The organism is Vibrio sp. CyArs1 (genome assembly GCF_022432925.1).
Lineage (GTDB): Bacteria > Pseudomonadota > Gammaproteobacteria > Enterobacterales > Vibrionaceae > Vibrio > Vibrio mediterranei.
Map to the genome: position 1 here is coordinate 41,741 of NZ_JAKRBO010000001.1, position 20,411 is coordinate 62,151.

At 42.4% G+C, this 20,411-nt stretch carries 17 protein-coding genes; 10 read left to right on the top strand and 7 right to left on the bottom strand.

Annotated features, from left to right (window positions below; genetic code table 11):
* Nucleotides 1-12 precede the first annotated feature (12 nt).
* Nucleotides 13-1,443 (bottom strand): sodium-dependent transporter, encoded by a 1,431-nt coding sequence (locus tag MMA19_RS00225; RefSeq protein ID WP_038222077.1) that lies wholly within the window; start codon nt 1,441-1,443, stop codon nt 13-15.
* A gap of 727 nt (nt 1,444-2,170) precedes the next feature.
* Nucleotides 2,171-4,042 carry a methyl-accepting chemotaxis protein gene (locus tag MMA19_RS00230; protein ID WP_124941890.1) on the bottom strand — a complete coding sequence of 624 codons (1,872 nt, stop codon included), beginning with the start codon at nt 4,040-4,042 and terminating at the stop codon, nt 2,171-2,173.
* A gap of 306 nt (nt 4,043-4,348) precedes the next feature.
* Here MMA19_RS00230 and MMA19_RS00235 point away from each other — a divergent pair, with 306 nt between their 5' ends.
* The 7 genes from MMA19_RS00235 to MMA19_RS00265 all read left to right on the top strand — a co-directional run bounded on the left by MMA19_RS00235 (nt 4,349) and on the right by MMA19_RS00265 (nt 12,670).
* Nucleotides 4,349-5,044 (top strand): aspartate/glutamate racemase family protein, encoded by a 696-nt coding sequence (locus MMA19_RS00235; protein ID WP_198558758.1) that lies wholly within the window; start codon nt 4,349-4,351, stop codon nt 5,042-5,044.
* A gap of 157 nt (nt 5,045-5,201) precedes the next feature.
* Nucleotides 5,202-6,605 carry a sensor domain-containing diguanylate cyclase gene (locus tag MMA19_RS00240; RefSeq protein ID WP_171389523.1) on the top strand — a complete coding sequence of 468 codons (1,404 nt, stop codon included), beginning with the start codon at nt 5,202-5,204 and terminating at the stop codon, nt 6,603-6,605.
* A gap of 33 nt (nt 6,606-6,638) precedes the next feature.
* Nucleotides 6,639-7,553: a LysR family transcriptional regulator gene (locus MMA19_RS00245; RefSeq protein ID WP_240205184.1), complete on the top strand. Its 915-nt coding sequence runs from the start codon at nt 6,639-6,641 to the stop codon at nt 7,551-7,553.
* A 123-nt stretch (nt 7,554-7,676) separates the two neighbouring features.
* Nucleotides 7,677-8,291, top strand: a complete 615-nt coding sequence (locus MMA19_RS00250) for a LysE family translocator (RefSeq protein ID WP_240205185.1) — start codon at nt 7,677-7,679, stop codon at nt 8,289-8,291.
* Nucleotides 8,292-8,393: 102 nt separating this feature from the next.
* Complete coding sequence (locus MMA19_RS00255; RefSeq protein WP_240205186.1) at nt 8,394-9,101, top strand: hypothetical protein; 708 nt, start codon at nt 8,394-8,396, stop codon at nt 9,099-9,101.
* Nucleotides 9,102-9,191: 90 nt separating this feature from the next.
* A complete protein-coding gene (locus MMA19_RS00260; protein ID WP_240205187.1) occupies nt 9,192-10,259 on the top strand; it encodes a spermidine/putrescine ABC transporter substrate-binding protein in 1,068 nt (355 codons plus the stop codon).
* Between the two features lie 2 nt (nt 10,260-10,261).
* Nucleotides 10,262-12,670, top strand: coding sequence for a bifunctional diguanylate cyclase/phosphodiesterase (locus tag MMA19_RS00265; RefSeq protein WP_240205188.1), 2,409 nt, complete (start codon nt 10,262-10,264; stop codon nt 12,668-12,670).
* Nucleotides 12,671-12,674: 4 nt separating this feature from the next.
* On the opposite strand, the gene MMA19_RS00270 is transcribed toward MMA19_RS00265, so the two are convergent.
* On the bottom strand, nt 12,675-13,730 hold the full coding sequence (locus MMA19_RS00270; protein WP_038226507.1) for a diguanylate cyclase: 1,056 nt from the start codon (nt 13,728-13,730) through the stop codon (nt 12,675-12,677).
* 1 nt (nt 13,731) lies between these two features.
* A complete protein-coding gene (locus tag MMA19_RS00275; RefSeq protein WP_171389517.1) occupies nt 13,732-14,184 on the bottom strand; it encodes a hypothetical protein in 453 nt (150 codons plus the stop codon).
* 77 nt (nt 14,185-14,261) lie between these two features.
* Between MMA19_RS00275 and MMA19_RS26505 the strand changes: the two genes are divergently transcribed.
* A complete protein-coding gene (locus tag MMA19_RS26505) occupies nt 14,262-14,390 on the top strand; it encodes a hypothetical protein (protein WP_258182402.1) in 129 nt (42 codons plus the stop codon).
* A gap of 16 nt (nt 14,391-14,406) precedes the next feature.
* On the opposite strand, the gene tkt is transcribed toward MMA19_RS26505, so the two are convergent.
* Together tkt and tal are read right to left on the bottom strand one after the other, a co-directional pair.
* Nucleotides 14,407-16,398: a transketolase gene (gene tkt / locus MMA19_RS00280; protein WP_240205189.1), complete on the bottom strand. Its 1,992-nt coding sequence runs from the start codon at nt 16,396-16,398 to the stop codon at nt 14,407-14,409.
* A gap of 83 nt (nt 16,399-16,481) precedes the next feature.
* Complete coding sequence (gene tal, locus MMA19_RS00285) at nt 16,482-17,432, bottom strand: transaldolase (RefSeq protein ID WP_006070549.1); 951 nt, start codon at nt 17,430-17,432, stop codon at nt 16,482-16,484.
* 439 nt (nt 17,433-17,871) lie between these two features.
* Here tal and MMA19_RS00290 point away from each other — a divergent pair, with 439 nt between their 5' ends.
* Entirely contained in the window at nt 17,872-18,855 is a 984-nt protein-coding gene (locus MMA19_RS00290) for a sugar-binding transcriptional regulator (protein ID WP_006070548.1), read from the top strand.
* A 7-nt stretch (nt 18,856-18,862) separates the two neighbouring features.
* Here MMA19_RS00290 and MMA19_RS00295 read toward each other — a convergent pair whose 3' ends face one another.
* Nucleotides 18,863-19,753 (bottom strand): LysR family transcriptional regulator, encoded by an 891-nt coding sequence (locus MMA19_RS00295; protein WP_240205190.1) that lies wholly within the window; start codon nt 19,751-19,753, stop codon nt 18,863-18,865.
* 106 nt (nt 19,754-19,859) lie between these two features.
* Between MMA19_RS00295 and MMA19_RS00300 the strand changes: the two genes are divergently transcribed.
* Nucleotides 19,860-20,381, top strand: a complete 522-nt coding sequence (locus tag MMA19_RS00300; protein WP_124941900.1) for a lactoylglutathione lyase family protein — start codon at nt 19,860-19,862, stop codon at nt 20,379-20,381.
* Nucleotides 20,382-20,411 lie beyond the last annotated feature (30 nt).

Consider the following 20,411-nt stretch of genomic DNA (forward strand, 5'->3'; position numbering starts at 1 on the left):
AAGGTTTAAGTCTTACAGTTTCTTCGAAAGAATACCTGTTAGAGCAATGATACCGATACCCATCAACATGATTGGACCTTTACCACTGTCGAAGCCGCTTGAGATTCCCGCAAACGCAACGATTGCTACTGCTACAGGAATTACGAACTTAACTAGGTTGTACCAAAGACCGAATAGTGGGAATTTCACTTCACCGTCGTTAGTGATTTCTTTCTCAAGTTCTTCGCGGCTTAGTCTCCAACCTGCGAAGATACACACCAACATACCGCCAACAGCTAGGAAGATCTTATCTGTCATTAGGTCGAAGATGTCGAATGCACCAGTGTCAAACAATGTTGGACCAACGCCACCTAGAGATAGAGAAGCAAAGATACATAGTACCGCCATTACTGCAGCTGCAGAGAGTACTGCTGTAGTACGCTTGAAGCCTTTCTCATCGATTAGGTAAGACACAACTACTTCTAGTAGAGATACCGAAGACGTTAGTGCTGCAACAGTTAGACCTACGAAGAATAGTAGTGCGAAGATTAGACCAACACCGCCCATTTCTGCGAATAGCTGAGGTACAACAACGAAGACTAGACCAGGACCAGCTGCTGGCTCCATACCTAGAGCAAACATTGCAGGGAACATTGCGATACCCGCTAGGATTGCAACACCAGTGTCCATTGCCGTAACCATACCTGTAGTTTGAACAAGGTTCTCTTTCTTCTTCAGGTAGCTACCGTATGTAATCATACAGCCCATACCTAAACTTAGAGAGAAGAATGCTTGGCCAAGTGCTGCAAGTACAACACCACTGTCTACTTTAGAGAAGTCAGGGCTAAACAGGAACTCAATACCCGCCATTGCACCTGGTAGAGACAAACCTTTCACTGAAACAATGATGAGAATCAGGAATAGGATTGGCATTAGGATCTTACCTGCTTTTTCGATACCGCCAGAAATACCGCGGCTAACGATGATTACGTTCATTAGCAAGTAGATACCCATCCACATCAATGGTTGAATTGGGTTAGTGATGAAACCACCGAAACTATCGCCGATAGCTTCAGGGTTACTTAGAAGACCAGTAGATACTTTTTGAACGTACGCTAGAGCCCAACCACCTACAACAGGGTAGAAACCCATAATAAGTAGACCACTTAGTACGCCGATGACACCTACGAAAGTCCAACGACCGTCTGTCGACTTAAACGCACCTACTGCACTACGACCAGTCTTACGACCAACCGCGAACTCAGTTAACATTACGCTAAAGCCAATGAAAATTACGAATGCAAGATAGATAACGATGAATGCACCACCGCCATTTTCACCTGCTGTGTAAGGGAATTTCCAAATATTACCAAGACCAACTGCAGAACCTGCAGCGGCCATTACGAAGCCTAGCTTCGAACCCCAATTGTCGCGGGGTGCTGTGTTTGTATTACTCGTTGCCACGATAACTCCGATAATCTGTTGTGTTTGTCCGTAACTTTGGCGCCGAAAAGTTTGTGTATTTATTTTTATACACTTTCTAAAATTTGTGGAGGCGCTTTATCAGTGACAAGTAAACCAGTTTATGATTGGAGTTGGAAGTCTAAAAAGTGTTTTTTTCTAACTTTTGTCATCAAATTGTTGTCAACTGCTGATTTTTTAAACGTTCGTCATTTTATTTTCTAAATTTTCTTGACTCGATAGCGCTATTTATTGAATTAGAATAATCACTCCATTGCATAAAGTAGGGATTTGTTCTGACGCTAACCATATTTCTAGCACCACTTTAGGAGATCGTAGGATATTATATTGCAGAATTACCTATTAACAATTCGGCAAAAAATCAGGTTGTTTTGACTAAAAATGCAATACAAGTGGCTTACATAACGCATAATTAAGCAAAGTTTTTATGTGGAAATCGCCTTGTCAATAGCGGGCTTTATAAAAGTTATTGTAGTTAATGTAAATTATGGTTTGCAGTTCATTTGTTGTTTGAACTGGCTAAGTGGAAATTTTATAGATAATTATGTTTAGTTTAGTTGAAAAAATAGGTTATTGCTTCGATTGATGTTGCTGGGCGGTAATATAACCAAGAACTCATTAGGACGTTGTGGTTGTTGGTGAGCCAATTTTCATCAGGGATAAAAAAAGCTCCGCCAAATTGGCAGAGCTTGGTTGACATCAAAAGACGTTATACTTTGAATCGATTGAGTATGTTCTCTTGTTGGTGAACATTACTAAACTGCTCGGTCATTGCTGTGTTCGCATTGTTAGCCGAATCGGAAACCTGTTCACTAAGATCTTTAATTTTGATGGTGTTGGCATTGATCTCCTCTGCAACTAAGCTTTGCTCTTCAGCAGCCGCAGCAATTTGCATATTCATGTCAGAAATCTGCGCTATAGATTGGCGGATACGTTCCAACGCATCATTTGCACTTTGTGCTCTTTCAACAGCAAGGCTAGCACTCTCTTTACTCTGAGTCATAGCGCTAGAAACAGAATGCGCTCCACTTTGCAGTTGCTCTATCATACTACGAATCTCTGTCGTTGATTCTTGAGTACGTTGTGCAAGCGTGCGAACTTCATCGGCGACAACAGCAAATCCACGACCAGATTCACCAGCACGAGCAGCTTCAATAGCCGCATTGAGTGCTAGTAGATTAGTCTGGTCGGCAATGTCGTTGATGACTTTAAGTATGGTTTCAATGTTATCTGTTGCCGTCTCAAGGCCTTGAACTTCAACTACTGCATCTTCAATACTGTGTGAAAGGTTGGTGATAGCTGATGTTGTGTCTAAAACAACAGCAGAGCCTTCCTGTGTTGCATTGTCTGCTGCTTGAGCGGCACTGGCTGCTCCTTGAGCATTGTTTGCAACTTCAGCGGAGGTACTTGCCATTTCATTCATCGCCGTAGCAAGTTGTTCCAATTCTTGCAACTGGGTATTCATTGCTATTGCCGAGTGCTTTGAGCCTTCAGTTGTTTGTTGAGTCAGGGTAAGAATCTTGGTGGAGATCTCTTTAGATTGAATGATCTGTTGCTGAAGATTTGCAGTAAAGGTGTTAAATCCTTTTGCTAGTTCGGCAAACTCCTCGTCGGTATCTGTATCCAAACGATGGGTCAAATCGCCGTCTCCATTCGCTACGTCTTGAATCGCTGTATTGAGGTCGTTCAATGGGCGCATAAGGAAACGAATGAGTAACGTTAGTGCAATGACACTAACAACTAGACCCGTCAAAATGAAGAAAATTGACTGATTTCGTAGTTCGCCAATTGCAGAGAAAGCGATGTCTTTATCGATAATCGCACCAACATACCAGTGCTCCTCCGGTACTTGAACCAGATTAACCTGATAGTCCTTACCATCAAGCTTTAATTCTTGAACACCCTCAGAGAGTGTAATACCTGGCAAGAACTTGCTGATTGGCTCTCCGTTTAAACTACTGTTTGGGTGCGCGATAGTCATGCCTTTATCTGTGACTACGAATAAATAGCCAGCGTTAAATAAATTGGTTTGGTTTACCAGATCTGCGAGTGTTGTCAAGGTTACATCGAATACTACGCTACCAATGAAACGCCCAGTTTTATCATTAAGCGGTGAACCCAGAGAAATAATGACGTTCTTTGTCGAGGAGTCTACGTAAGGATCGGTAATGATAGTGTTTCCCGACGACTTAGCTTCTTGATACCAAGGACGTGACCTTGAATCATAAGAAGCATCTGGCACCCATCCATCATTACTTACTAGGGAACCGTCGTTTTCGTATCCAACACCAACTGCTTGGAAACTGGATTTAAGTGTCGGTGTTGTTATGACGTTGTTGACATAGTCATTCTCAGTGGGCGCAATTTCTAGTGATTCAGTGACGGCACTCGCTAAATCGCGCTTGGAGTTTAGATCATAATTAATGGTGTTTTTAACACCGGTAATAAGCTCATGAATACTGCCGTCAATATGGCTTTGCAACTCAGAGCGAACGGTAACAAGTTGGGTAATTCCGAGAGTGGAAACGGTCACGAGCAACAAGGCTGCTGAGGCCGAAACGATTTTGTGACTAAATTTCATACTACGTCCTAGATTGGCTTAAACCTATAGCCGATTGGCTAGCCAGTACTGATTTGATAATTATGATTATTTTTAGGGTTAATAAGAACAGTGTCTTGTATAACTTTAAATGTTATCGGTGGCAAGCAGCATTACTTTAGTAGTTATGTCATTAAAAATGACTGGTCGGCGTTCTAATATAGAGAGGGTAAGCAGATTGTTCTGTAATGATTTGAGACATTTATGATACAACGAAGGTACAGTTATGACAGAACGGCTAGTTTTTACCTAGTTTGATAGAAAGTGTCGTATTAATAGGATGGTGATATGAAAACAATAGGCTTATTAGGCGGAATGAGCTGGGAGTCTACAGCTAACTACTATAAGGCAATCAATGAAGGTGTTAAGCGAGAACTAGGTGGTTTCCACTCTGCTAAAGTCGCTTTATATAGTGTCGATTTTGCGGAAATAGAGAGCCTACAACGTCAGGGGGATTGGGACGCTGCGGCTAGATGCTTGAGTGAATCTGCCAAGTGTATCGAAGCGGCGGGTGCCGACTGTTTATTGATATGCACCAACACTATGCATAAAGTTTCGTCAGAAATTGAAAGTGTTATATCCATTCCTCTGTTGCATATTGCTGATGCCACAGCAGAACGTTTGACGTATGACGGGATTACAAAGGTAGGCCTGTTGGGTACAGCATTCACAATGGAACAGAGCTTTTACAAAGGGCGTCTCGAACAGAAATACGATATTGAAGTAGTTGTGCCCAACCAAGAGCAACGAGCGCTGGTTCATGAAGTTATCTACAATGAGTTAGTAAAAGGGGAGGTGCGTGATATCTCGCGTCAAGGTTACTTAACGATCATTGAAGATCTAAGAAACAACGGGGCACAAGCGATTATTCTCGGATGTACCGAAATCGCGATGCTAGTGAAGCAAGAACACACAAATATTCCTTTATACGACACTACGCAGATTCACAGTGAAGCTGCTGTTGATTTTGCTTTAAACAAGTAGGCAGAAATATTAAGAGCACGACAGGACCTAATAAAAGTGAATGGCGTTCCATATATATAATGAGATTTTGATCGTGCTTTAAAATATTTGAGGGGAAAGTCACGAATTTTGCGACTATAAATAACATTCTTGTTGGCTGTTTATCATAGAGGCAATTGTGTTCTTTCCCAAAGTCGTGTTTGTTCTGGTTACGTTGATACTGTTTACGAACAGTGCTGTGGCCATTGAGCGCGGCCCCGATACTCTTATAATCTCGAATTCGAAAGCATGGAAACCATACTCTTATCTTGATGAAAACAATCAACCAGCAGGCATCCTCATCGACTACTGGCGCGCTTACGGGATTGAAAACGGTGTTGAAGTACAGTTTAGGTTGGTTGATTGGCAATCGTCGCTAGATCTAGTCAAAACCAATCAAGCCGATGTTCATGCGGGGTTACTGTGGTCTAAAACGCGCGCTAATTACCTTGAGTATGGTAGTGAAATATTTGAAATCGACACCCAACTTTATTTTCATAGTAGTTTGCAGTCTTTTAATGTTAATTCGTTCTTGATGGGAGGACACAATTATAAGGTAGGCGTAGTTTCTGGAAGCTATGAAGTTGAGTTTTTACAGACCAACTACCCGAATGTTGAATTAACCTTGTTCGATAATAATTCCAAGTTATTGCAAGCGGCTTTTTCTCACCAGATACGTGCTTTTGTCGCTGATCTTCAGGTTGCGAATTACTATCTATATACGTCGTCGAACACAAGTGAATTTATCGGTGTCAAACATCTTTATTCCGGAGCATTGTATTTTGCTGTGGCCAAGAACAAAGCAGCAATGCTTGATGTTTTGATCCCTAATTTCAGTAAAATCAGTGTTGATGAACGCCAGCGTATACTCAGCCGATGGATGCATATAGAGACTGTTTATCCAGAACATCTATTACCAATAATTGGTATTATGATCATACTCGGTGTGTTTATTTATATACTCTTGCTACGCTATACCGTAAATACTAGAACCAATGAACTGGCCAACGCTAATAGAGAATTAAAGGTGCTGTCTGAAACCGATGCATTAACCGGTTTAAGTAATCGCCGCTATTTTTTAGAAAAACTCGAGAAGTATCGACATACTGGTGGTTATCTTGCGATCATCGTTATCGATATTGATGATTTTAAGAAAATCAACGATACATTTGGCCATGTTCAAGGTGACAAAGTGATCAAGTCTGTTGCGAACTCTATACGGTCGCTACTCAAAAGTGATTGTGTCATCGCGCGTATTGGTGGCGAGGAATTTGCGTTGGTCTATGTATATCAAGGATTTGAATATTCTTATCAACTGTCACAAAATATCTGTCGCTCTATCAGAGAGTTAGACGTTAAGGATATCTGCTGCCAACCAGTTACAGTGAGTGTTGGCTGTGCGGTGTACGAAGATGCGTCGGAGTGTGAGACACTATATGAAGCCGATAGACTTATGTATGTTGCTAAAAAGCAGGGGAAAAACCGCGCTGTGGTAGAGCTAATATCCTCACAGGCTAAGAGAATGTCCACGATAGACAAGTGAAGACACCTCTTTTACGAATAGATGTCGAAGTAAATGAATCAAAAAACCAACCTCAATCTTCTCTATACCCTAGAAGTGTTGTTAGCTGAGAAGCACGTGAGTCGCGCGGCTGAAAGGCTTAACTTGACTCAATCCGCGGTAAGCCGTCAGCTTAGTCAATTGCGCGATATCTATCACGATCCTTTGTTGGTAAGAAACGGCAACCATTATGTTTTGACCCCGCGTGCTGAGCGATTAGGAGCGGAGCTTGAAGACTTATTCCAAAACATTACCAAGGTGTTAGGACAAGCGGACTTTGATCCACTACTGTTCGATCAAACGTTCACCTTTTCTTCTTCTGACTATGTGGCTCAATATATACTTCCGGAGCTCGTTGAACAGTTATCGTCTTTGGCTCCAACGATGCAGTTTGCGTACCGATTATGGGAACCAGACAACCTAGCTAAACTCAGTGAAATCGATGTTCAATTGGCATCCACTATGTTGCCAGAAGCACCCTTAGGTTTGAGTTCTCAACAAATAGGGGAGGATATTCCAGTCATCGTGACTCGCAAGAACCACCCATTATCTGGTACTAAAACAATTACAGAGCAGGAATTGGGCGCGTATCCACACATTCGAATCTCGGGTGGTGGTGATAAGGATAGTTTCCTTGATAGAGAAATGAAGACGCGGAGCTTAAAGCGAAGAATTCTAGTTTCAACGCCTTTTTTCTCTTCAGCCTTTGCGCTATTGCAACAAACAGACGCACTGTTGACCGTCCCACTCCATATCGCGGTGAATCTCAAAAAGACCCAAAAATTACATGTTATTGATATTCCGTTTACTGTACCTACTCATAAGTATTGGCTGATATGGCACCCTAAATATGACCATGAGCCCGCGCACATTTGGACTAGAGAGCATGTGTTGTCCATCATGCGTAGTTCGATGTATTCGGTTAGGTAACCTAGTAGGTGAAGAGTACTTATATGATGATTATGATCTGATTTCATTACGATGATGAGAAATGGTGATTTCAAATCATAATGTTGCGGTGATAAAGTGGCTCCAGTTATTTGAGGAGCTGTTATGACTTTTACTGTTTGGTTATCTTTAGTTGCAATCTGTCTTCTTGGGGCGATGTCCCCAGGCCCTAGTCTCGCTATTGTCGCAAAACACAGTTTAGCTGGGGGAAGGAATCATGGACTGGCAACAGCATGGGCACATGCATGCGGAATTGGAGTTTATGCACTGGTAACGGTTCTTGGTTTGTCGGTGTTGCTGCATCAATTCCCGATTGTTTTTAAAACAATATCATTGCTCGGCGCACTCTATCTTGCGTGGCTAGGATTCAATGCTATTCGTTCAAAAGGTGGAATTGTCGAGCGCCTTGAGTCGGGCAAACAGGTATCGGTAGCATCAGCGGCAAAGGAAGGGTTGTTCATCTCACTTTTGAGCCCGAAAATCGCATTATTCTTTACTGCACTATTTAGCCAGTTTGTAGCGATAGGAAGTGAAGTCTCAGATAAAGCTATTATTGTCGCGACACCTCTGATTATCGATGGCCTTTGGTACACACTCATTACCTTTACGTTGTCATCGCCAAAGTTGTTAGATTCATTGAAGTCGAAAGCGAAAATTATTGACCAGTTGTCGGGTGTTGTCTTAATACTCCTAGCTGTTCGTGTCGTTTATACTTTGTGATTCTATTACTAGAGCAATACTAAGATAGTTGAATCAATAGCTTGAGAGATGCCATTTAACTTCTTACACTTAGGAAGTATCGGACTATCTTGAGACTGTAATTTGAAATTGAAAAAGCCATTGATTCTCTGCTCTTTAGTGATTGGCCTTACTGGTTGTCTTCATAGTGCTTCAGAGGAACCTAGACCAAGTGTGTTTACATTGGAGAATGTTGACCGCTTAGTGAATGAAGACATTCTTCAGCCAGAGCAACTCGATCCTGATGAGAAAGACTATAAATACGCAGCTGGAGCTACTGATCTAAATAACGATGGCAATGATGAATTGCTTGTTCTTATGCAGGATCCTTATTTTTGTGGTTCTGGGGGCTGTACTGCCTACCTATTCTCCTCATCGGGTGACGTAATTACCAGAATGACGGTGACACGAAAGCCTATCCTTGTTTCAGATCGAACAACGAATGGTTGGAAAGACTTTTACGTTTGGAGTAATGGTTCTCTGAGAACGATGAGCTTTGATGGAAAAGCCTATCCGACAAATCCATCTGTCGCACCTGAGTATAGTCGAGAGCGTGAAAAACAAACTGCAGAACAAACTCTAGAGGTTCAAGAGATTGTGGTTCAAGACGGCTATGGTATCGCCATGGTTGAAGAGCTTCCCATTTTCTATCCTGCTCATAGTTACCAATTTACTTTTAGACACTATGGTGACCCGGAAAACTTATACCTGTTTAAAATCAACATGGTGACGGGTGAATCTGAGCTAGAAACTCTACCAATCCCAAAAGAGAAAGATAGTGCTCAAAAGTAACCATTCTCAGTAATGAGATAGGGTTTACATCGCAATCGTCGACACTATGTCCTAGTCTGATTATGTTAGTAAAAGCTAAAGGACTAGCAGATGCAACGACAAGTTCTGCCAAAAGTGGTCGTGATTAAACAAGTAGTACTTTCTGCTCTTGTTATGATTGCGCCGGCTTTTGCGGAACATAGCAGTGATACCGTCCACCTTTACAACTGGGAAGCCTACCTCTCTCCAACGGTCAAAAATGACCTTAAATCAAAACATAATATTGCCATTGAAGAGTTCTTCTTTTCTGACGAAACGGTGCGTGATGAACTGCTTCTTAGTGAAAGAGGCCGTACCATTGATTTGGTCGTCGTAGAAAGTGTGCGATTACAGATGTTAGCGAAACAGGGAGCTATACAAAATATAAGCTCTATTCAAAATCGAATAGCCGATAGATTTGAAAAACGCTGGTTGGAGGCGTGTGGCGAGTATGGCATCCCATACTCATGGGGAACCAGTGGTATTTTGTACCGTAGTGACAAGATCCAAAATCCAGTGACATCTTGGGCATCATTGCTGAAGCCTGACAAAGTTCTTCAAAATAAGATCTCCATGTACTATCACCCAATCGATCTTATTAGTGCGGCGATGTTGTTTCTAAAGTATGACCCTTTTTCAGATGACGAAGAAAAACTTCACGATGCCTACCAACTGCTGGCGGAGCAGCGACCTTTTTTAAATTCCACACAGTATATTTTGGAGGCAATCCAAGAGCCGAAAAAACTTGATAATGTTTATATGGCATTTGGCTTTTCTGGCGATGACTATGTGTTAAACCAATGGAGTGATTCTGACGAAGTTCAATGGAAATATGTGGCTCCTGAAGAAGGTACTGTGGTATGGCTTGAATGCCTTGCTGTGCCTACGGGTAAACCTGTTAGCAAAGCAACGAGCAAAGCTATCGATTTCTTATCTTCTCCTGAGGTCGCAGCCTTGAATGCCGAAGAATCTTGGTTTTCGTCGCCTAACCTCAACGTAACTCCCTACCTGAGTGAAGAGTACCTTAACGACCCCATAATCAATCCAGCACCTGATTTAATCGAGCGTAGTTATATCTATCGACCGGTCAGCGATATTGGTCTGCGGTTAAGACAGCGGATAGTGGAAGATTTGAGGTGACGATGAAGTTATTGCAGAGGTTGCATTTAGCATTGATACCAACAATCGGCGTGATTACTCTCGGCGCAGGAGCTTTGCTTTATCAGATGCAACTCGATGAATATAAGAAACTTGAACGGTCCAAGTGGATTGCAAATGTAGAAGCGGCTCTAAAAGCGACCAGATTCGAAATAAAAGGTATAGAGGCTTTAGGTTATGAGATATCAGGCAGTACGCAATTTCTGCGTCACATCCAAGACACAGGTGAGCTCAGTGGCCGAAACTTCCTTGAGTCACATATCAACTATGTACTAAGTCGAGATCATAGTCGGCAAGAGAGCAACACTGCAATCTATGTACTAGATGAAATGTTTACCATGACAGCCGCCTCTTCTAAGTCGAATCCATTTAGTGCTCGTTCTTTGCCTGATGACCTTTACCAGCATGTCTTTGACTCCCACGTTAAAGTTTCTCTTGGGGAACCTTTTGATCAGTCGGGAAATATCTATCAATCTTTAACAGGAGAGGTCAGGTACAGCTCTACAGGAGCTTATGACCCTACATTACCACCTGATGATAAATATGTGGTAACTAGATCAGATCGCAGTTTATTAATTGTTGATGGCAGTCTTTTAGAAATCAATGCTTTGTTTAGCAAAGCATCCCAGTATCCTTATATTAGCTTGGAGTTTAGCAAGGGTGCCTTAGAAGACAATAGTAGTTCCAACATTGTGGTTACAGAGTTGGGTAGCGAATTTATTGATGGCAACGTTATACGTATTGCTGGGTCTGGGTTAGTCGTCGATTTGAATATACTTGACTCTCATTACGCGTCGATCAAAAAGGAACTTGTAATAGAAGTATTCGGGTATTTGGTTCTGGTAATGCTCGTACTATTAGTTGTAATTCATTTCAATATACGCCGTCGAATACTCTATCCAATTGATGCTTTGCTGTCAGAAATTCATAAAGGTGGCTTGGAACTGAGGTATTTCAAAAGAGCTAAAGGAACCGATGAAGTATCAGTGTTAAAAAACGCTTATATAGATAGCTTGAGTAAGGTGAAATTTGAAGCGGAGTTTGATGGTCTTACTCGTCTTGCTAATCGTAGGTCATTTATTCACTTTGTAGAGCAACGTATCGCGAGTTATTCGACTCGAAAGACTTATATTGTTGCATGGGACATCATAGACTTCAGGCGAATCAATGATCTTCATGGAGCAAAAATAGCAGACCAAGTGTTGAAAAACCTTGCGAGAGAAATAGAGATGTTTGTCAGCCATTATCAAGAACATAGGGGGACAGCGAGCAGTGATTATTCAGTTTGCCGCTATGGTAGTAACACATTCTGTGTACTTATCGATGCGAATGATGAAACCCAGGTGAAATCACAAATCGTCAATAGTGAGAAGACGCTCAAGCGAGCGGGGGTACTTGATGCTCTGCCAATTAATTTAGAACTGGCAATGGCTGTTTTCCCTCTGTGTCGCAAGGAGCAAGCAAACTTATGGCAAAAAGGGCTAGAAGTAGCTTTAAACAAAGCTAAGCAAATTAAAAATCAACGCTCTCTTGTACTATTTGACGACCAGTTATTGAAGGATTTGTCCCGTATTGATGATATAGAGAGAGTACTGCTCAAATGTACTCAAACGGATGGTTTTGAACTACGTTACATGCCTCTTATAGATTCAAAAACGATGGAGATATCGAGTCTTGAGGTGTTAGTCCGATGTCCAGTGCTACAAACAAAAGGTATCGGACCAGATGAGTTTATCCCTGTGGCAGAAAAGGCGAATATTATAGGCCTTATTGATAGTTGGGTCATAGATAATGCATTGAAAGATATGCAAAAAATGGAATCTGATTGCGGCTATACCGGAAGCCTATCGATTAACATTTCCGCATTGGAACTCTACAATAATGAGTTTGTTGAGCATATATGTAGTCTTTGTAGTCGTTATGGTGTCAAGCATCATAAAGTTACTTTAGAAGTAACGGAGACCAGTTATGTCCGAAGTACTCAGGATACGGTGGCTATTATTTCAGGACTTAGAGAGTTTGGCTTTAAAGTGTCGCTGGATGATTTTGGAACAGGATATGCTTCAATCAATCAATTGCTGCATTACCCTGTTGATGAACTGAAAATTGATAAGAGCTTCGTTGACCGAATTAGTGACGAAGTAAATCAAGATCGCATGCTTAACTCGATTATAGCGTTGGGTCACAACTGTCGCGCTAAAGTAGTAGGGGAAGGTGTCGAAAATGCTAATCAATACCGCTATCTGACTGAAATTGGTTGTGATTACTTACAAGGATACTTCTTTAGTAAACCACTTGGTTATTCCGAGTTCTGTAAATTCTATAAGAATGGCCGACATGAAACACTGTCTACCAAGGTGACCAGCATCAAAGTTGCTGACCATAAATCTTAAAAGGTTAAGTGGATAGTGCTTTACGTGATAGTTGCGTCAGTGTCTCAGTTAGGCTGCTTCGTTTAAGATTAACCTCTTGCGATAGAGAAACATCGAGTACCAACTCCATATCACTCAATTCGATGGTTTTTGACAGCTCTTCTTTAATTCCTTGGACTAGTTTATCGGAAATTAATGAACCTTCTGCCTTGCCGAGAATAATGAACTGAGCACCACTGTAGCGATATAGCAGTAAATCATCAGTTAGAAAACTAGTCACCCTTTGCGCCGCAGTTTTGATAATGACATCGCCGTAATCGATGCCGTATTTTTGATTCACTTCTGCAACATTTTGCACTCTTATTGATAGTAAATTGTAGTGCGGGGCTTTGAGGTTCGCCTTAATGTCCGTCGTAAGAGCAACTCGATTTAACAAACGTGTGAGAGGATCTCTTCGCTGAATAGTTTGCCTCATTTTGGTCTCAATCCAGAAAATCACTGATATAACGATGAACAATACGATTAACGCCACAGTACTTACTTTCTGAAGTACTAATAAACGCTCTATTAAAGTACGACTCTTCTCACTTAGAGGGCTCTCTATTTGGAATTTATTATTAATAAAATGAATAACCTCATTGAAGTTGAGCTTAATACGTTGGTTTAGTGCAGTTTGGAGTTCAGGTTTTTCTTGTAATAGTTTTAAGGAGCGCTCAAGGGCTTTGAATTTTTCGAATTGAGCAATGAAGAAGCTGTGATAGTTGGCTTGTCTGATAAAGTTAGCGGATTCTTTGCTATTCAGAATAATGTCAAAACGACTCCAAGTGAGGTCATAAGAGAGCCAAATCTTGTCTGTATCGAGTGGTGTAATATGGGTTTGCGTAATGAAGTTAGAATATTCTTTGACGAGCTGCAGTATGAACCACGTTGCCTCATTTTTGCGCTCAGACAGGTCTTCGTTAATATGGTTAATACGGTCGATAGTAATAACGTTCACTGCCAAAACGCAGGAAGTGATAATGATCAGGATGAGCTTGGCCAGATTGATAGGAAACTGACGAATAGAATAAGTATTTAGCATCTCAGTAGCTGACTTCTTTTAACTGCCAAATCATCATAGAGTGATAGTCAGTTGTATCAATTTCAGGGAATTGAGAAATGGGGAATATCACCCAAAAAGGTCCTTTATCCCTAACAGACATCTTTTCACCATTTTTCCGATTAGCGACGATAGGGTTATAAGCTTGGATGTCTTTAAGGGTAATTGCGACTTTATAATCATTCAGTGCGATAAAGGTAATCGTGTCTGGGATTTGTGCGTTTGCCTGAGCAAAAAGTTCGATAAGTGAAACTCCGGTGAAGTGATTTTCACCCTCTAACCAAGGTAGCTCAGTTGCAATACTAGTTTGTGGCATATTCGCTAAGTCTTCGTCTGTGTATGTTTTGAAAGTGACACCTTCACTCTTCATCGTTAAATTTGAGGCCAAAGCTAGGGAAGAGAATAGCGCAAACAATAGAATCGTACTCTTGAGCATAATGAAGTTCCTTTTCGTTGCCACATTGATAGTGTAGGAAGCATGTTTGCGTAATCAATGCAGGAGGTGTTTCATATATGAGACAGGTACAAGATGAAACCAAGGAACTATCTGATAATAAAGCGAACCTCACCTTGAACGCTTTATTGAAAGTAGATAACGACAACAAAAAAAGCCGAGCATTTATGCTCGGCTTAGTCGTTTAGGTTTTAGAGCTTAGTCTTAAGCGAGAAGATCTTTAGCAGTGGTTACAACATTTTCAGTCGTAAAGCCAAACATTTTGAATAGCTCGCCTGCAGGTGCAGATTCACCGAATGTTGTCATACCGATGATCTTGCCACCAAAACCAACATACTTGTACCAGAAGTCAGCGATACCCGCTTCGATAGCGATTCTTGCTGTCACATCTGAAGGAAGTACAGACTCGCGATACGCTTCATCTTGTTTATCAAAAACGTCTGTCGCTGGCATTGAAACAACACGTACTTTCTTACCTGCTTCAGTCAATTGTTGAGCGGCACTGACGGCTAGCTCAACTTCAGAGCCTGTTGCAATCAGGATTAACTCAGGCTTACCTTCGCAATCTTTGAGCACGTAAGCTCCTTTCGCGATATCAGCAACTTGCTGGGTGCTACGCTCTTGTTGAGCTAGGTTTTGACGGGAGAAAATCAGTGACGTTGGACCATCTTTGCGTTCGATAGCAAATTTCCAAGCAACCGCTGACTCAACTTGGTCACATGGACGCCACGTGCTCATGTTTGGTGTTAGGCGTAGTGATGCCATTTGCTCAACAGGTTGGTGTGTCGGGCCATCTTCACCCAGACCAATAGAATCGTGAGTGTAAACTTGGATGTTTTGCACTTTCATCAATGCTGCCATACGCATAGCGTTACGAGCGTATTCCATGAACATAAGGAAAGTAGCACCGTAAGGAACAAAACCGCCGTGTAGTGCGATACCATTCATAATCGCAGTCATGCCAAACTCACGTACACCATAGTGGATGTAATTCCCAGAGGCGTCATCAGCTGTTAGCGACTTAGAACCTGACCACATAGTTAGGTTTGACGGTGCTAGATCAGCAGAACCACCTAGGAATTCTGGTAGCATTGCACCAAAAGCTTCAAGTGCATTTTGAGATGCTTTACGTGATGCAATATTTGCTGGATTAGCTTGAAGATCGGCGATGATTTGACTTGCTTTTTCCTCCCATTGAGCAGGAAGTTCACCGTTTACACGACGTTTGAATTCTGCGGCTAGCTCTGGGTAAGCTGCTTCATACGCTGCAAGTTTTTCGTTCCACGCTGCTTCCTTAGCCGCGCCCGCTTCCTTCGCATCCCACTCTGCGTAAACTTCTGTCGGAATTTCAAAAGGACCGTACTCCCAGCCTAGTTGCTTACGTGTTGCCGCGATCTCTTCTGCGCCTAGTGGTGCACCGTGGCAGTCATGAGAGCCAGATTTGTTTGGAGAGCCAAAACCAATGATGGTTTTAGTACAAATAAGAGTAGGGCGAGGGTCTGCTTTCGCTGCGATAATTGCCGCGTTGATCGCATCTGAATCGTGACCGTCTACTGCAGGGATAACGTGCCAGCCATACGCTTCAAAACGTTTTGGAGTATCGTCAGAGAACCAACCTTCCACTTCACCATCAATAGAGATGCCGTTGTCATCCCAGAAAGCGATTAGCTTACCAAGGCCTAGTGTACCCGCGAGAGAACACGCTTCATGAGAAATGCCTTCCATCAAGCAGCCATCACCCATAAACGCATAGGTAAAGTGGTCAACGATGTCATGACCTTCTTTGTTGAATTGTGCTGCAAGTGTCTTTTCAGCTAGCGCCATGCCCACAGCGTTAGTGATACCTTGGCCTAGAGGACCAGTGGTTGTCTCAATGCCTGGTGCATAGCCATACTCTGGATGCCCTGGTGTTTTTGAGTGCAGTTGACGGAAGTTCTTAAGGTCCTCAATAGAAAGCTCGTAACCTGCAAGGTGAAGTAGAGAGTAAATCAGCATTGAGCCGTGACCGTTAGACAGTACGAAACGGTCGCGGTCCGCCCACTCAGGGTTTGACGGGTTGTGGTTTAAGTGAGAGCGCCAAAGAACTTCAGCGATGTCAGCCATGCCCATCGGAGCACCTGGGTGGCCAGAGTTAGCTTGTTGAACACCGTCCATGCTTAATGCACGGATAGCGTTTGCTAGGTTTTTACGATCCATAATAAACACCGAATAAATTTGATATTGGAGAGGGGGAAATTAAAAAGGGAACGCAAACGTTCCCCTTTTATTAATCGTGTGGATTAAAGCTTAGCTTCAATCATTGCTTCTAGTTTGCCTTGGTCTACGGCAAAGTTGCGAATGCCTTCTGCCAGTTTCTCTACTGCCATTGGGTCTTGGTTATGATCCCATAGGAACTCGGCATGAGTCATCGCTGCTGGGCGTTCTTTAGAGCCTTTTGAGTCGACAAGCTTCTCTACAACTTCACCTTCTGCTGCTTCTAGTTCAGCTAGAAGTTGTGGAGCGATAGTCAGACGATCACAGCCTGCTAGCTCAAGGATCTCACCGATATTACGGAAGCTTGCACCCATTACAACGGTGTTGTAACCGTGGTCTTTGTAGTAGTTGTAGATGCTTGATACTGAGATAACACCTGGGTCTTCTGATGCTTCGAAGTCACGGCCTTCTTTCGCCTTGTACCAGTCCATAATACGACCTACGAAAGGTGAAATTAGATAAACACCAGCTTCTGCACATGCACGAGCCTGAGCGAATGAGAACAATAGTGTTAGGTTACAGTTGATGCCTTCTTTCTCTAGAATTTCAGCTGCACGAATACCTTCCCAAGTAGAAGCCAGTTTGATTAGGATACGGTCATTGGCGATGCCTGCGTCATTGTACATTTTGATAAGTTGACGGGCTTTAGCAACGCTACCTTCAGTATCGTAAGAAAGACGAGCATCCACTTCAGTGGAGATACGACCTGGGATAGTTTTAAGAATTTCTTTACCGATGTTAACCGCTAACATGTCACAAGTGTCTTGAACTTGTTGTGCTTTATCGTCGCTTTGAGTTTTAGCGTATTCAATCGCCTGGTCGATAAGCGGTGCGTAATCAGCGATTTGTGCTGCTTTCAAAATCAGAGATGGGTTAGTTGTTGCGTCCTCTGGTTGGTACTTACGAATTGCTTCGATATCACCAGTGTCCGCTACTACAGTAGTCAATTTGCGAAGTTGCTCTAATTTGTTGCTCATCGGTACGTTCCTATTCTTGAGGGCATAAATTTGTGAGGAATGGCCTCATACTACAAATGTTATGTTACGAGCCAAAGTTTCAACTTTACGTAGGATTAGCTCGTAAACCTTTTCCGTGTTAGTGAACAAATATGCGTGAACATATGTATCACTTCTGAGTAAATGTTGAACCCATATTTACCCTATGCAGAAATAATGTCAATCAAATACTGGTCTGAAAAGTAGTATTCATAAGGTTATTTTTGTTTTTTGATAACGCAAGCGTACTTCAATGTCGATTCCATGTTTTATAAGGTCTGTGGGCTGCTTTTTCTGCTGAAATCTTGACCTGAGAAAATGTAATGGTATTGAGCGAATGCTTAGTTCTGTTTATGATTGAGCATATGTATAAGGTGTGAACCAATGAGCGCCACTATTTTTCCCGATTAGGTAAGTGATAATGAAAAGTGAAATTAGCGAAACTGGCAATGACTTGCTGACAGAAATTGCTGTCGCCTATTACCAAGATGGTGCAACACAAGAGGAGATCTCTAAGAAGTTTGGTGTGTCGCGAGCAAAAATTGGTCGTCTTCTCAAGCAAGCAAGAGATGAAGGAATTGTCGAGATCACAGTCAAATACCATCCGGTATATAGTGCTAAGATCGAACAGCGTCTGATTGAACGTTTTGGAGTTAAGCGAGCGCTCATTGCATTGGACCAAGCTGATGAAGAAGCACAGCGTATGCAAGTGGGAGGGCTAGTCTCAAACTACTTAGCACAGACATTGAAAGGTGGAACTGTGGTGACAGTAGGACAAGGCAGAAACGTTTCGGCTGTCGCTCATCATATGGGGGTTATTACTCCTAGAGACTGTAAGTTTGTTTGTGGGATTGGGGGAATTCATCCACGTGGGGGGCGTTTTAATGCCGACCATATTTGTCGTCAGTTGGCGAAAAAATACGGTGGTAGTTCTGAAACCTTATATGCACCGGCATACGCTGAAAATAAAGATCAAAAGTTAGCGTTTATGCAAAATGCCACGGTCAAACAGACTCTAGATTTAGCGCGTAAAGCCGATATGGCTATCGTAGGTGTCGGTGATATGAGTGAGAACAGTTACATGGTTGATTTGGGATGGTTTACCGCTGACGAAGTTGTTCAATCGAGATTGAATCAGGGAGTAGTTGGTGATTTTGCTGGTTATGATTTCTTCGATATCCAGGGGCAAGCCGCCAATACAGTGATGAGTGATCGAGTGATTGGCTTGGGGCTTGAAGAGTTTCGTATGATATCAGAGGTGATTGCGATCGCTTCTGAAAATAGCAAACCAATGGCGTTACTCGGAGCATTGCGTACTGGCGTAATCGATGTGGTTGCAACCAGTGTAAGTAATGCTTTAACGGTGCTGAACCTTGATGAGCAAATGAAGAATTTACCGAGCTAATCGCAGACTACGCGAACTCTGTGGCTTTGATAAGTTCCAGCAAAAATAAGTACCGAGCGGCAAGTTGTTTTCGTTTTTTCTTCACAAAATAGAGCGGTTCACTGACTAAATGTTCAGTGGGCCAGACATTAACTTTATCTTTGTAGCCTGAATACTCAATGGCAACTTTGGGTAATACAGTGACACCAATACCCATAGAAACAGGCTGTAATATCTGACTATGTTGGTTAATGTAGGTGACTTTATTGAAATCTTGCCACTCTGCTTGAGTGAGTTCTTTGAGTCGGCTGTCTTCGATGTATTTTTGTAAGTAGTATTGCGCATCAGGATGGTCGACTACGCCAAGCTGGTTGATCGCTTCTGACGCCGAAAATTTAGCTACCGCGTCTCTACTACCAATGAGACATAGCTCTAGTTGTCCTATGTACTCTGCTGAAAGTTCAGGGTTCTGAATCGAAGCCGTGACCATGCCAGAATCTATAATGCCATTACTAATACTTTCTATGATCCGACGGTTTGGTGCAGCTTCAACATTGACCTTCAACCCCGGATATCGTTGCTGCAGATCCAGCAAACTTGGGTAGAGTGCGGTAATGATAGCGCCCGAAGCTGAAAAGCTAAGGCTACCTGACTCAGGGTCATCATATCTTAGACGCTCTAGTAACATGTTTTCCCGACTGGCTAGCTCAAGGGCGTATTCATACATTAAACGTCCTTGCTCCGTGAGCTCAAAACTCTTGCCTTCCCGAGTAAGCAACTCAACATTAAGGCTAGCTTCGAGCTTTTTAATATGTTGGCTGACACCAGGTTGTGTCATGAAGAGCTTTTCAGCGGTTTGGGTAAAGTGCCCGATCTCTACTAGAGTTTTAAAAGTATTGAGCCAAGTCGTATTTATCATGACGGTTTCGTAGATAACAAATAATTATAGTTTTTAGGTTATATGATAACTATCGGCTGATCCACAATGAAATACTCAAGCGTTATCATCTAGAGGACATCGACTTATGAGTTCAGCAAACACAAACCACACCTACCCACGCTGTTTTAGCCACATTGGAATATCGGTGCCTGATCTGGAGGCTGCCGTCAAGTTTTATACCGAGGTATTAGGTTGGTATCTTATTATGCCGCCGACTGATGTTACTGAAGACGACTCTGCTATCGGTGTAATGTGTACAGACGTTTTTGGGGAAGGGTGGGACCACTTTCGAATTGCTCATCTGTCCACCGGTGACAGAATCGGGGTAGAGCTATTTCAGTTCAAAGATCAGCGAAATCCAGAAGACAACTTTGAATATTGGAAAACCGGCATTTTTCATTTTTGCGTACAAGATCCAGATGTTGAAGGGTTAGCTGACAAAATTGTCGCGGCAGGTGGTAAACGACGAATGAAGGAGCCACGTTACTACTATCCGGGAGAGAAACCGTATCGAATGATCTATATGGAAGACCCGTTTGGTAATATTCTAGAGATCTACTCACATAGTTATGAGCTTCATTACTCAAGTGGTGCTTATAACGGCTAGCGAAAGGAAGCAGGTCCCATAGACCTGCTT

Bases quoted from the DNA above. Each gene is read 5' to 3' on its own strand.
- MMA19_RS00300 (WP_124941900.1), top strand. From the start codon at position 19,860: ATGAGTTCAGCAAACACAAACCACACCTACCCACGCTGTTTTAGCCAC.
- MMA19_RS00265 (WP_240205188.1), top strand. From the start codon at position 10,262: ATGAAGTTATTGCAGAGGTTGCATTTAGCATTGATACCAACAATCGGC.
- MMA19_RS00260 (WP_240205187.1), top strand. From the start codon at position 9,192: ATGCAACGACAAGTTCTGCCAAAAGTGGTCGTGATTAAACAAGTAGTA.
- MMA19_RS00235 (WP_198558758.1), top strand. From the start codon at position 4,349: ATGAAAACAATAGGCTTATTAGGCGGAATGAGCTGGGAGTCTACAGCT.
- MMA19_RS00245 (WP_240205184.1), top strand. From the start codon at position 6,639: ATGAATCAAAAAACCAACCTCAATCTTCTCTATACCCTAGAAGTGTTG.
- MMA19_RS00295 (WP_240205190.1), bottom strand. From the start codon at position 19,753: ATGATAAATACGACTTGGCTCAATACTTTTAAAACTCTAGTAGAGATC.
- MMA19_RS00230 (WP_124941890.1), bottom strand. From the start codon at position 4,042: ATGAAATTTAGTCACAAAATCGTTTCGGCCTCAGCAGCCTTGTTGCTC.
- MMA19_RS00290 (WP_006070548.1), top strand. From the start codon at position 17,872: ATGAAAAGTGAAATTAGCGAAACTGGCAATGACTTGCTGACAGAAATT.
- tkt (WP_240205189.1), bottom strand. From the start codon at position 16,398: ATGGATCGTAAAAACCTAGCAAACGCTATCCGTGCATTAAGCATGGAC.
- MMA19_RS00250 (WP_240205185.1), top strand. From the start codon at position 7,677: ATGACTTTTACTGTTTGGTTATCTTTAGTTGCAATCTGTCTTCTTGGG.
- tal (WP_006070549.1), bottom strand. From the start codon at position 17,432: ATGAGCAACAAATTAGAGCAACTTCGCAAATTGACTACTGTAGTAGCG.
- MMA19_RS26505 (WP_258182402.1), top strand. From the start codon at position 14,262: ATGAGACAGGTACAAGATGAAACCAAGGAACTATCTGATAATAAAGCG.
- MMA19_RS00270 (WP_038226507.1), bottom strand. From the start codon at position 13,730: ATGCTAAATACTTATTCTATTCGTCAGTTTCCTATCAATCTGGCCAAG.
- MMA19_RS00275 (WP_171389517.1), bottom strand. From the start codon at position 14,184: ATGCTCAAGAGTACGATTCTATTGTTTGCGCTATTCTCTTCCCTAGCT.